An 11,683-nucleotide genomic window follows, 5' to 3' on the forward strand; every position below is an offset into this window, starting at 1 on the left:
TTGCGTATCTTAATCCATATAAGATAAGCATTTGTAAAATTTCTTTCCGGCGTTTATACTAAGAGGAGAAGAAGTATCGAAGAAAGGAGTATCACTATGATTTACAAAAACTTTCAGGACTTAAAACTTTCTGCTCTTGGTATGGGCGCCATGCGTCTTCCGGTTCTCAATCAGGATGACTCATCCATCGATGAAGAAACTGCTGCAAAAATGGTGGCGTATGCCATGGAGTCCGGCGTGAATTATTACGATACCGCCTGGGGATACCACGGCGGTAATTCCGAACTGGCAATGGGCAGGATCTTATCCGGTTATCCCCGGGAGAGTTTCTATCTGGCAGATAAATTCCCGGGCTATGATCTTTCCAATATGGATAAAATAGAAACGATTTTTCCGGAACAGTTAAAGAAATGCCAGGTTACATATTTCGATTTCTACCTGTTTCACAATGTCTGTGAAATGAATATCGACGCATACCTGGATAAAAAGTACGGAATTTTTGAATATCTTTCCCAGCGGAAAAAAGAGGGCCAAATCCGTCATCTCGGTTTTTCCGCCCACGGAAGTTACGACGTGATGAAACGTTTTCTGGAAGCCTACGGCGAGCACATGGAATTCTGCCAGATTCAGCTGAATTATCTGGACTGGGATTTCCAGGACGCCAAACGAAAAGTGGAACTGTTACAGGAATATCAGATTCCCGTATGGGTAATGGAGCCCCTGCGCGGCGGCAAACTGGCCAGTTTAAAGGAAGAAGACGCAGCACAGCTTCAGGCCCTGCGTCCCGAAGAGAAAATTCCTGCCTGGGCCTTCCGTTTCCTCCAGTCCATTCCCAGTGTCACTATGATTCTCTCCGGTATGTCCAATGAAGAACAGTTAAAAGAGAACATCCGTACTTTCCAGGAAGACAAACCACTGAATCAGGAAGAAATGGATACGCTTTTAAATCTTGCTGATACTATGGTAAAACGGATTGCCCTTCCCTGTACAGCCTGCCGGTATTGTGTCAGCCACTGTCCTCAGCATCTGGATATTCCCGATCTTCTGGCCCTTTATAACGAGCATTGTTTTACAGAAGGCGGTTTCCTGGCTCCTATGGCATTATCCGCCATCCCGGAAGACAAACGTCCCGGCGCCTGCATCGGATGCGGAAGCTGCGAGGCAGTCTGTCCCCAGCAGATTAAAATCTCCGAGGCCATGGCCGATTTCAACGAGAAATTAAATCAATAGAAAAAACGTCAGATCAGAATTTATCCCCTCTCTGGTCTGACGTTTTTTAAGTTTCCAGTGCAGCATACGTTATACCGGATAAAACCCGGATCGTTTCTATCGCTCTTCCTTCTTCTTTCCATCCACAGGACATGATACATATAATATAATCGGTTTTTTCTCCGAATACAATAGCAGCGTCATGCTGAACTTCTTCGGTTTCTCCCGTTTTATTTGCAACGGAAATCCCATTGGGAACCCCCTGAGGAATTTTCTCTGTGGTCTCCTGATGCAGAAGGAAATCCATCATCTCTTCCGATGCCTCTTCAGAAACACAGGTTCCCCTGTAGATCTCCTCCAGCAGCTTTCCACAGTCTGCTGCGCAGGTATAGTTCTTGGTATCTTCATCTGCAATGGATTCCTCTTTTGTCTCCGAGGGACTTAAGGTATGAAAAATTCCTGTGTTTTCATACCCTGTCTCTGCCAGATATTCTCCTATCTTCCTGCATCCCTCTAAGAAATCTGCACTTTCACTGTGCAGACGGACCAGCTCATTATATGCTTCGTTATCGGAAGTCTCAATCATATTCCTCAAAAGTTCTTTCACATTAGCCGGAGACCCATAAGGAAGTAAATGAAATTTCCCGGTAGAACCGGCGTGGTAAAAATCACGCCGGTTTTTCCGTACTTGCAGGCAGTTCCGGTTTCTGAAGCGGAATCCGAATCTTGCCTACATAAGTAAAATAAATCTCAATCGTCACATGCTTTCTCCCGTCGATTTTCTCCGGGCTGTGTATGACGATTTTTTCAATCAGTTCGTTGACTGTCGCGGCGTCAAGCTCCTGTATATCGGAATACCGTTCTGCGAGCTGTAAGAAACGCCCTACATCAGAAACCTGTTTAGCTTCTTCTTGGATTTCCCGCTCCAGCGTCTCGGAAAGCTGCCGGATTTCTGCCTGCTCTGTCTCATACTGTGCGGATAACTTCTGGAAACGGAGGTCGCTCAGTCTTCCCAATGCATTATCTTCATAAAGGCGTTGGATAATTCTATCCAAATCCTCCATACGCTTCTGTGCACCGGAGAGGGCTTTTCGTTTCTGCGTCAGTTCCGCTTTCCGGCTGGCTTCATCCTGCATCAGCATTTCCTGTGTGAAATCATCCTTAAACAGTTGCACATAAGTCAGGGTCTGTTGAATACATTCCAGCATCCGTTTATACAGCGTAATTTCACGGATATAATGAATCCGGCAGGAACCGGTATTGCTCTTGTAATTGGAACAGACGAAATGGTCTTGCGAATCATCTTTGTAGCTGTTGCAGGTACAGTAGTAGAGCTTAGCTCCGCAGTCAGCACAACGGACAAGTCCGGAGAACATACTTGTCTTGCCGGTTTTGGTCGGTCTACGTTTATTTTCCCGGAGAATCTGTACCCGTTCCCATTGTCCATACTCAATGATTGCCGGCTGTGTTCCCTCAAATATCCGTTGGTTTTCTTTTGGATTTTGCAGCCGTTTCTTAAATTTCAGGGATTTGGTATAGGTTTTTAAGTTGACGGTACAGCCGGTATATTCCCGCCGTTCCAAAATACCGGAAACCGATTTTGCACACCATTGATACAAATGCTCCGGCATAGTCCAGCCTTTCTGTCTTGCATGGTAGGCGGTAACGGTCAGAACCTTTTCGGCTGTCAGGATTTTTGCAATCTGCATCGGCCCTTTCCCTGCAATGCACAGTTCAAAGATACGTCGCACCACCTTCGCCGCTTCTTCATCCACAATCCATTTCTTCTTGTCCTGTGGGTCTTTGATATAACCATAAGGCGGATTGCTGGCAAGGTGTTCCCCGGCTTCTCCACACATTTTGACAACCGCCCTTATTTTCTTGCTGGTGTCCTTTGCGTAATAATCATTGAACACATTTTTGAAAACGGCGAAATCATTTTCTCCTTTGGCGCTGTCCACATCGTCATTGATTGCGATAAAGCGGACATCGTAAGCCGGGAAAATGAAATCCTGCAAACGCCCCATATAGGAATACTCTCTGCCGAGCCGGGACAAATCTTTGACAATCAGGATAGAAACGGAATAGTCTTCCACATATTTCATCATTTCCTGAAATCCAGGTCGTTGAAAATTCGTTCCTGAGAATCCGTCGTCCACAAAAAACATAGTGTTGCGGAAGCCGTGTTCCGCCGCATACTTGGAGAGCAGAGCCTTTTGGTTGGTAATGCTGTTGGATTCCCCGTCAAGGGCATCATCCTGACTTAAACGGCAATATAAAGCTGTGATTTTATCTGGCTGCTGGTTCATAAGTAGCTCCTTTCATCCCATAAAAGGGATAACAGCCAGGTAAACGGTTGCCTGTATTATAACGCATTCTTCCTGCTTTTTCAGCCTCCCGCATTTACATTTCCTCCATATTTTTTGCAATCATCCGGCGCAGCTTGTCCAGCACGCTTTCCGCACCGTCACCGGCATAATGGGGAATGACATGGTAAACCGTGTTGCCTTCCTCGGAGATATGTTCCCCGGTATCAAAATCAAATTCAAACGCGCCGTCTTTGAAATGCTTTGCCACACGTTCCGCCACTTCCGGTTTTAGAAACTGCGGAAGTGTACTTAAATCTTTTTTCTCCGCCATTCAGTCCTCCTTTCCAGCAGGAATCCTCAGGGTAATTACCGCCGGTCTGCCAAGCCCCTGTTTCCTGCGGACAATCAAGCCACTGCGCTCTAATTCCTGAAATGCACGAGTTGTTACCTGACGGCTACGGTGCAGCTTTTCCTTTGCTTCCTGTACGGTAAAATACAGCCGCACTGTCCCGTCTGTTTCTATAAAGCCATTCTCCTTTGAAATGCCTGCCCGGTCAAAAAGCAGGGTATAAAGAACCTTTGCGTCATTGGATAAAGCCAATGGAATTAAAAATCGTGGAAACGGCAGATAAGGAGGTACTGCTGTGTCCGCTTTGTAAGGAATAAAAATATTGTTCTGCATACATTTTCCTTTCCATCGATCCATCCTGATTGATTGGATTGATATTGACTATTTTATAATTTACTTATTTCTCTTTGATTTCCGTCTAATTTCCGGCTCTCCAAAGGGTCGGAATACCCACTGCCGGAAAGACAGTTTTGGGGCCGTACAGAGCGTCCGCTTTTCCAGTCTCTGAAATTCCAGGACAGGATAACCCCGTTTGGGCGGGAACGCAAGGATACATGAACTATAAGAGAAACAGATAGGTACCTAATCGGGAAAATCCCGGATAGGTGAAATTGCCTCTGCGGACAGTTTCAGGCCAGCTTTTCGGGCATAGAAGGGATTTATACTGACTACCCACTGACAAGCGTTGAAACAGCTAGCAATATCAAGGATTTTTCACTCCTAATCGTCCGCATAGGAGCCTTCTTTTGCGGTTGCTGGCATTCTTCTGCTTCCGGTGCACCTTTGACGCACATGGCTTGCAGTATTTCGCCCGGTTGGAGCCTGGGAGAAATGGTTGCCCGCAGACAACACACCGCTTCATACTGTCCCTGTGTAACAGGGCTGCCTCTAAAGGCTTGTCCAGTGGAAGAACCGCAATCTGAAACCATCTGCATAAAAGTGAATAGGAAATGCTCTGAACACAGACGCATTCCTCCCCGTCATCCAGCAAGATGCAGTTTCCGTTGTCATAATTGCAGCACATATGGACTAATTTCCTTGCCCTGCGGTACTGCCTGTAATCCATGCCCCATATTTTATTTTTAATATACTTCACCTCCTGACCGTCAAAAAATATCCCTTCACTATACAGGACATTTTTCGGGCAAAATTACGGGGGTATTTTGAAAAATTCACAAAAAATTCATAATCAGCCTTGTCAGAAAAGGGCAGACGCAAAATTCCCTCCATTATTCAGTACATATTTCAGGAAAAAGTTGCCGTCTATCCTGAAAAATACAAAAAAATTCACACCGCAGGTTTTGCCCTATGGTGTGAATCTATAGTCATGCAAATTTATATCCGATTCCGGTAACGTTTTTAATATAGCTGGGATCGTCCGGCCGTATCTTTAATTTTTTGCGCAGATTGCTCACATGGTTGGTAATTGCTTTCCGGGAATAGTAGGTATAGCCCTCGTTCCAGACGAAATCCATGATAAGTTCATAGGTAAACACTCGTTTCGGATTGCTGGCAAGTAAAAACAATATATCAAACTCTTTTGCAGTCAAAAAAATTTCCTGTTCACGGACTTTTACAAGCCGTTGTTCCAGGCAGCGGTATAAATCGCCTTCCCGTATTTCTGTGAGAGGACTATCCTGCTGCCAGTTATGCTTTGCTAAATTTGCACCTGTATCAACAGTTGATACTATATCCTCAAGAAGATATTGAGCAAGCTCTTTTTGTTGCTTTTCGTTAAGCAGGAGTGCTAATTTTTCACCAATCTGTACACCGGTTTCAGATATATCCAATACAGCTAATTTCCCATATTACCACCACCTAACGATTGTCAAATGCAATGCTTCTCTATTTTGAGCTTTTTAGCCATATTACTCGTTGGGATAGATATTTTTTCCAAACGCAAACGCCTGTTCAAGCCATTTCGTTTCTTTAATCTTGCCTGATCCATTGGTATCCCCGCACCCCCCGGCAAGAATCATTCCCCGGTCGTGGAAGCCTATATAGTTTACCAGAGCAAATTGATAGTAGGACACCGCCTGTTCAAATGTCCAAAAATAGTTATCCGCCGCTGTCATCAAAAGGGCGCTGTCTTTGACAGGATAGGATTCATACCTTCCCAACGAAGGCTCGCATTCCTCCGCCATGCAGTAAAAGCGGTCGATAAAGGCTTTTAATCGAGCCGAAAATGTAAAGTAGTACAGAGGTGAAGCAAACACAACTAAATCAGCAGCCACGATCTTGGGAACCATTTCATTGAAAGAGTCCTTTTGCACACAGGGCTTCCCATACCGGCAGGCGTTACAGCCCATGCAGTCCTTTACCTCATTTTTGAGAAGCGATATAATTTCTGTCTGATGTCCGGCGCTTTTCGCTCCCTCCACGAAAGCGGCGATAAGCTGGGCCGTGTTTCCGTTTGGCCTTCCGCCGCCTTGTATCACTAAAATACGTTTCATAAACTTCTCTCCTTTGCAAATGGTCGTTTACTTATTTTTAGTAAATGTCATCAACAGGCCGGTATCGTCAATCTTTTCTACCTTTTTCACAGTAAAATTAACTGGAACCATCGCCCCTTGATTCGCACTCGCTTCAAAAGAGGTCTTGGCTGGCTCTTTGGGGGAACCGCCGTCAACCGTGGCAACCAGCAGTACAGTGTACTCATCTACCAGACCTTCCCGGATGAAAGTGCCATTAAGGTGTCCGCCCCCTTCCAAGAGTAGATGGTCGATCCCAAACAGGGCATAAAGTTTTTCAACCACCAGCTTGAAATCCAGCGTTTCCTTGCCGCCGAAGATATAGGAAACTTTCATGTTCCGGAGGTATTGCAGGTAGGCATCGGAAACTTTTTCCGTCAGGACAGAAATAATATGGTCGCCCACCCGGTTTGTGTAAATGTCGGACGAACCGCGCAGCATCACATTCGCTCCCCATGCAAGTTTTCCCGACTGGTCGATAGCAACGCAGTATTTATCCGCCTCCACATCTGCCACATAGTCCGTCCGGTCTATATGAGGAACATTTTCTGGAAGCTCCGGCTTGTTTCCTGGGGCTAATTGCCAGGGCCAATCCATAAAAGTAACCCGCCCGAACATACAGGCCTTTGCGTCCATCCTGTCATGAAACTGCTCATATTTGGCGATGTATTCACGGCCTCGTTCTGTATTGAAATACTCCCCGATGATCTTTCCATCCAGTGAGTTCAGCATATAGCAGGTAATATAAGGTCTGTTCATTGTAAAATACCTCTTTTCTTTTTTTAATTTGATTTTATAAACTATACTTCAGGAGACTTGCCTATTGGTACGCCTTAACGGAACCAATATGGCAACAACCAAAATTTCGGCAATTCCCATTGCCCACCACACACCATCAAGCCCCCATGCTAATGGAAGCAGGTACACCAATATTCCACTGAATAGCAAGCCTCGCAGCAAAGCCAAAATGGTCGCCAATTTTGCCTTCAATATCGACTGAAAATAATAAACCGTTTGGATATTGACACCCATCAAAAGGAACGAAAGGAAATAAATACGGATAATTTTAGGCGCAATTTCCAAAATTTCAGGGGTTGCATCAATAAACAGCCGAATGATCTGTAAAGGGAACAGCTCGCCGATCAAGGTAAATCCCGCCCCCATAAAAAGCGCTGTCATCATTGAAAATCTATCAACATCACGAATTCTCTGTTTGAACCCGGCTCCAAAGTTTGTTGAAACAATCGGTTGTATTGCCTGTCCTACACCGGCAAACAGGCTCTGGAACAATAGCAAAAAGGTAACTACCACACCAAACACGGCCAGCGCTGTTTCTCCGCCATAACGCACAACCTGTGTTTATTGAGAATGACTGTCAGGATGCTGAGTGAAATTGAAACAACGCTGGAACTAAATCCTGTAAGCAGTATGTTTCGGAAAGCTCGGAGAGGTCGAAACGGCTTTGCAATCCTTAGTCCACATTGCTTGCTCCAGAAATGGGAGCACAATATGGTAAACTGGATGATCATTCCCAGTACAGTAGCTAAGGCGGCACCAAACATTCCCCACCCCATAGGGAATACAAAAAACCAATCTCCAAATATGTTAAATATGCCGCCGATTATGACTGCCTTCATAGCCTTGTTTGGAGCGCCGTCACTTCTCACAATGTTCGTGAGGTACGCCGACAGAATAAAAAATGGCATTGTCCAGACAATACAATTCGTGTATTCCTGCACATAGGGCATCAGATTTTCCGTAGCGCCAAAAAATCGATAGATGGGGGTTGAAAAGACGATAAATCCCACCCATGCAAAAATGGTCACAACAACTGCAAGAAAAAGCGACGCTGAAAAATAGGCGTTTGATTTTTCTGTTGCTCCTTCGCCGCGTGCTTTTCCCAAATATACGCTCCCACCTACACCACAGAGGATACCAAAAAAAGAGATGATCCCTAAAATGGGGGTTGCAATAGAAATCGCAGCGGTTCCTTCCGGGCCTACACCCCGCCCAATCGCAATCATGTCAACAAAGCTATAAACGGAAGTAACGACTGCTGAAAGTAAGGATGGAACAAGAAAATTCCTATATAACTTTTGAATTGGACTTTTTAGTAAATCCATATAATCTACCTCCTGAAATGTTCTGCAAAGACAGCTACAGCATCCGCACAGCCTTCCAAAGAGTTATGTGTGGTGTTGATACAGAGATGATAATTCTTAATATCTCCCCATTTGACATCTGTGTAATGCTCATAATAGTGTCTGCGTTTTTTGTCAATCTCTTTGATATGATGTTCTACCTCTTGAACAGAGCCGGGAATACCTTGCCGGATTTTGCGCTCTATCCTTGCTTTCATATCTGCATATGCAAAAATACACAGCGCATCATCCAGTACCTTGTCAGCACAACGCCCTACAATGACGCAAGGGCCTTTTTCCGCCAATTTCCGAATGATTTCACACTGTCGAAAATAGATTTGATCCGTAATGGGCTGCTGATAAAACGGGAGCAGATTTTGTCCTGCGCTCCAAAGCGTGTTTAATTGCAAATGTTCTTCATATTGTTCAATCACTTCAGCCGACAGGGTATTGCCCTGAGCGGCAAGAAAAATCAGTTCTTTGTCGTAAAAGGGAATATGAAACCGCTGGGCGATAAGCGCCCCCAGCTCCCGGCCTCCGCTTCCAAATTCCCTGCTGATGGTAATGACTTTGTTCATATGTTTCTCTTTCCTCCATTCCTGAGCATGATTTTCTTACAAAGAAAAGCTCCAACAAGCAGCAATATCGGAAAAATAGTTGCCGCTAAAATTCCTACTTTCAAATTGCCACTAAAAGCGTTTGACACAATTCCCACCAAAGTGGGGCCGGACGAACTTCCAATATCTCCGCCTAAAGCCAGGAGCGCAAACATGGCCGTCCCGCCTCTTGATAACGCTGCGGATGCTTTACTGAATGTTCCGGGCCACATAATTCCAACGGAAAGTCCACAAACCGCACAGGCTATTAAACTGAGCTGTGGGATATGGAGAACAGCACGACACCCGCCTGACCCCAAGAGTAAAAGGGGTGCAGCTTACTCATCGTCTTTTCTTTGTTGTCGGAAGGACACTCTTCCACCACTGGGCTTACAAGCACCTCCAGAACACCGCCCCCAATGGCATATACTGCTACAGCAACCAAGATTCCAGCAAAAGCAGATGGCAAAATCTCTGGCAATATTGTCAAAAGGATAAAACCGACTGCCGTAAGCAGATGGGCCAGAACCATGGATGCCCGATACCCAATCCTGTCGATGAATCCGGTGGAAAACAAATCAATCAAAAGCTGTATTCCAAAATTAAATGTAGCAATCAATGTGATTTGTGAAAGCGGAATATGGTAGCTTTTTTGAAACGTCAAAAAAAGCAATGGCACAAAGTTATTTACAATGCCCTGAACGATATAACCGACAAAGCACGCTCTGATTGTCGTGCGAAAACTGGCTTTCATGTTCAGTCCTCCTTTCTTCTTGTTGACATTCGCACAGTATATGATTATAATACCGATATAAAGTGAATCAAAGAGAGAATAGTACATATTTTTGTAAAAATCGTTCCATCTTCACGGAAGGAGGTAACCCATGGAGTATAAGACGCTTCAAATTGCGGAAAATTTTCGGGAAAATATATTATATGACAGCGACTCTCTTGCGCTTGCTGTATGTAGCGACCATTTCGATGATTATTTGCACAGAGAATGGGGGTGTCATTGGCATGACGAATTTGAGTTTGGACTTGTTTTGCAAGGCGTTGTAGAATATACGATTTATAATGAACACGAGCAATTGTCAGTACATAAAATCTCCGTAGGCGATGGTATTTTCCTGAATGCCGGATGCTTTCACAGTGTCAAAGGACTCGAACCAGGTACAGTGATGGCAGGCATCATCTTGCCGACCAATTTTTTTAATACAGAGTCTTTTCGTACCATTTATAATCGGAATATTTACCCTATACTGGAATCGGGGACGGAATGTTTGGTTTTTGCACAAAGCAATCCGTCCAACGCCGCCATTTTGTCCGGCCTAAAAGATTTATATGAAATAAACAGGACAGAGCAAACATACGAACTTCGCTGCATGGAAGCTGTTTGTAAAATATCCCGCTTATTGGCAGAGCAAATAAGCGCAAACAAAAGTCCGCTCACACCTATTTCAAAGAGTACTCAGACGAAGCGCTTACAAAAGATTATGACTTTTATTCATGCACATTATGGTGAGCGCATCAGCGCAGACGATATGGCAAGAGCAGCCGCTATCAGCAGAACCGAGGTTTTTCGCTGTTTTCAGACTGTTTTAAGGAAAAAACCGATTGAATATCTTACAGAATATCGACTATCCATAGCTACCATACTGCTTGCAAGCACAGACAAAACCCTGTTAGATATTTCTATTTCATGCGGCTTTAACAGCGCGAGCTATTTCGGGAAAGTTTTTCGGGAACATCATGGTATATCCCCCAAAAAATACAGAGACCAGCTCCGAGAAAAATAAATACTTTATACTTTAATTTTTCCCTGAATGATAAATGTCATAAATCAATGTCAAGTTAACTAAATAAGTTATCGCTTATCTTTCGAGAAACATATCGGCAAGCAATGCAATCTTCCGTAAGACTGCGTATTTTAGGAAGGAAACCGTTCCCGGTATTCCTGCCTAAAATGCTTGTTGGTGACATATCCCCAAACCCCTACGATCATCGCCTGCGGCGATGGCTGCGCGTTCCGTTGGAACGCTGAAAAGCAAATAAATAAACTGTATTAAAACAAAAACTCTATGTGAAAGATTTCTCAATCACATAGAGTTTTTTATTTTCCCGTTTACCTAGCATAACTCATAGTATCTGTAATATTTCCTTATGAGCTACCGCCATTCTCAGGATTCCTTTTGTTCTGCGCCGTCTTCCGGCTGTTTTCTTCCAGCAGTTCCCTGTTTTCATAAGAACTTTCCATCACAAACAGTTTAATTAAACTGGCCGCATACATCTGCTCCGGATTGATGGAAATCTCATCTTCCGTATTCAGATCCTTTATATAGATACTCCAGGTTCCGCTCTCTTTGGCAACCCGCTCTTCCATTCTGGTCTGCAGGCTTTCCAGAGCGCTGACCGGTTCAGGAGTGGCTGTGACTTCTTCTGTTTTTGTTTCTGGGGCTGCAGCCGTTATTGCTTCTTTTTGTTCTTCTTTATCATTCTGCCAGCCGGCAAAAATCCCGGCTCCCATAATCAGAAGGAGTCCTCCGCCTGCAAGCAGCCTCCTCCTTCTCTGTCTTTTTCTCTGTTCTTTCTCCATAGTATCGCAAAAGAG

General features: G+C 44.5%; 14 protein-coding genes and 1 pseudogene. 2 read left to right on the forward strand and 13 right to left on the reverse strand.

Features of this window, described 5'->3' with window-relative positions; translation table 11 throughout:
• Positions 1–96 precede the first annotated feature (96 nt).
• Entirely contained in the window at positions 97–1,230 is a 1,134-nt protein-coding gene (locus tag B5F53_RS11290) for an aldo/keto reductase (RefSeq protein WP_087223443.1), read from the forward strand.
• Between the two features lie 46 nt (positions 1,231–1,276).
• On the opposite strand, the gene B5F53_RS11295 is transcribed toward B5F53_RS11290, so the two are convergent.
• The 12 genes and pseudogenes from B5F53_RS11295 to B5F53_RS20850 form a co-directional block, all read right to left on the reverse strand.
• Positions 1,277–1,903, reverse strand: coding sequence for a serine hydrolase (locus tag B5F53_RS11295; protein ID WP_087223445.1), 627 nt, complete (start codon positions 1,901–1,903; stop codon positions 1,277–1,279).
• Entirely contained in the window at positions 1,878–3,518 is a 1,641-nt protein-coding gene (locus B5F53_RS11300; RefSeq protein WP_087223447.1) for a recombinase family protein, read from the reverse strand. The genes B5F53_RS11295 and B5F53_RS11300 overlap by 26 nt, the downstream gene beginning before the upstream one ends.
• 94 nt (positions 3,519–3,612) lie before the next feature.
• Entirely contained in the window at positions 3,613–3,849 is a 237-nt protein-coding gene (locus tag B5F53_RS11305; RefSeq protein ID WP_087223449.1) for a hypothetical protein, read from the reverse strand.
• A complete protein-coding gene (locus B5F53_RS11310; RefSeq protein ID WP_087223451.1) occupies positions 3,850–4,200 on the reverse strand; it encodes a replication initiator protein A in 351 nt (116 codons plus the stop codon).
• 370 nt (positions 4,201–4,570) lie between these two features.
• Positions 4,571–4,933 carry a cysteine-rich VLP domain-containing protein gene (locus B5F53_RS11320; protein ID WP_087223455.1) on the reverse strand — a complete coding sequence of 121 codons (363 nt, stop codon included), beginning with the start codon at positions 4,931–4,933 and terminating at the stop codon, positions 4,571–4,573.
• Between the two features lie 259 nt (positions 4,934–5,192).
• Positions 5,193–5,657, reverse strand: coding sequence for a response regulator transcription factor (locus B5F53_RS11325; RefSeq protein WP_330396194.1), 465 nt, complete (start codon positions 5,655–5,657; stop codon positions 5,193–5,195).
• Between the two features lie 78 nt (positions 5,658–5,735).
• The gene (locus B5F53_RS11330) at positions 5,736–6,320 is read right to left on the reverse strand and encodes a flavodoxin family protein (RefSeq protein ID WP_087223458.1); all 585 of its coding nucleotides are present in this window, start codon (positions 6,318–6,320) and stop codon (positions 5,736–5,738) included.
• Between the two features lie 27 nt (positions 6,321–6,347).
• Positions 6,348–7,097, reverse strand: coding sequence for a dihydrofolate reductase family protein (locus B5F53_RS11335; RefSeq protein ID WP_087223460.1), 750 nt, complete (start codon positions 7,095–7,097; stop codon positions 6,348–6,350).
• Between the two features lie 48 nt (positions 7,098–7,145).
• Complete coding sequence (locus tag B5F53_RS11340) at positions 7,146–7,658, reverse strand: MATE family efflux transporter (RefSeq protein ID WP_162610586.1); 513 nt, start codon at positions 7,656–7,658, stop codon at positions 7,146–7,148.
• Entirely contained in the window at positions 7,643–8,461 is an 819-nt protein-coding gene (locus B5F53_RS11345) for an MATE family efflux transporter (protein WP_087223464.1), read from the reverse strand. Before B5F53_RS11345 ends, B5F53_RS11340 begins: the two co-directional genes overlap by 16 nt.
• A 5-nt stretch (positions 8,462–8,466) precedes the next feature.
• On the reverse strand, positions 8,467–9,057 hold the full coding sequence (locus B5F53_RS11350; RefSeq protein ID WP_087223466.1) for a cytidylate kinase-like family protein: 591 nt from the start codon (positions 9,055–9,057) through the stop codon (positions 8,467–8,469).
• A pseudogene (locus B5F53_RS20850) lies at positions 9,054–9,829 on the reverse strand (MFS transporter). The gene B5F53_RS11350 and the pseudogene B5F53_RS20850 overlap by 4 nt, the downstream one beginning before the upstream one ends.
• A 130-nt stretch (positions 9,830–9,959) precedes the next feature.
• On the opposite strand from B5F53_RS20850, the gene B5F53_RS11360 reads away from it, so the two are divergent.
• Positions 9,960–10,871 (forward strand): AraC family transcriptional regulator, encoded by a 912-nt coding sequence (locus B5F53_RS11360; RefSeq protein WP_087223468.1) that lies wholly within the window; start codon positions 9,960–9,962, stop codon positions 10,869–10,871.
• A 362-nt stretch (positions 10,872–11,233) separates the two neighbouring features.
• On the opposite strand, the gene B5F53_RS11365 is transcribed toward B5F53_RS11360, so the two are convergent.
• On the reverse strand, positions 11,234–11,668 hold the full coding sequence (locus B5F53_RS11365) for a serine hydrolase (RefSeq protein WP_087223470.1): 435 nt from the start codon (positions 11,666–11,668) through the stop codon (positions 11,234–11,236).
• Between the last annotated feature and the right edge of the window lie 15 nt (positions 11,669–11,683).

The organism is Blautia sp. An249 (genome assembly GCF_002159835.1).
Taxonomy (GTDB): Bacteria; Bacillota; Clostridia; order Lachnospirales; family Lachnospiraceae; genus Blautia_A; species Blautia_A avistercoris.

What these genes read in the sequence shown, in the direction of transcription:
- B5F53_RS11290 (WP_087223443.1), top strand. Translation starts at nt 97, where the DNA reads ATGATTTACAAAAACTTTCAGGACTTAAAACTTTCTGCTCTTGGTATG.
- B5F53_RS11300 (WP_087223447.1), bottom strand. Translation starts at nt 3,518, where the DNA reads ATGAACCAGCAGCCAGATAAAATCACAGCTTTATATTGCCGTTTAAGT.
- B5F53_RS11305 (WP_087223449.1), bottom strand. Translation starts at nt 3,849, where the DNA reads ATGGCGGAGAAAAAAGATTTAAGTACACTTCCGCAGTTTCTAAAACCG.
- B5F53_RS11310 (WP_087223451.1), bottom strand. Translation starts at nt 4,200, where the DNA reads ATGCAGAACAATATTTTTATTCCTTACAAAGCGGACACAGCAGTACCT.
- B5F53_RS11320 (WP_087223455.1), bottom strand. Translation starts at nt 4,933, where the DNA reads ATGGATTACAGGCAGTACCGCAGGGCAAGGAAATTAGTCCATATGTGC.
- B5F53_RS11330 (WP_087223458.1), bottom strand. Translation starts at nt 6,320, where the DNA reads ATGAAACGTATTTTAGTGATACAAGGCGGCGGAAGGCCAAACGGAAAC.
- B5F53_RS11335 (WP_087223460.1), bottom strand. Translation starts at nt 7,097, where the DNA reads ATGAACAGACCTTATATTACCTGCTATATGCTGAACTCACTGGATGGA.
- B5F53_RS11345 (WP_087223464.1), bottom strand. Translation starts at nt 8,461, where the DNA reads ATGGATTTACTAAAAAGTCCAATTCAAAAGTTATATAGGAATTTTCTT.
- B5F53_RS11350 (WP_087223466.1), bottom strand. Translation starts at nt 9,057, where the DNA reads ATGAACAAAGTCATTACCATCAGCAGGGAATTTGGAAGCGGAGGCCGG.
- B5F53_RS11360 (WP_087223468.1), top strand. Translation starts at nt 9,960, where the DNA reads ATGGAGTATAAGACGCTTCAAATTGCGGAAAATTTTCGGGAAAATATA.
- B5F53_RS11365 (WP_087223470.1), bottom strand. Translation starts at nt 11,668, where the DNA reads ATGGAGAAAGAACAGAGAAAAAGACAGAGAAGGAGGAGGCTGCTTGCA.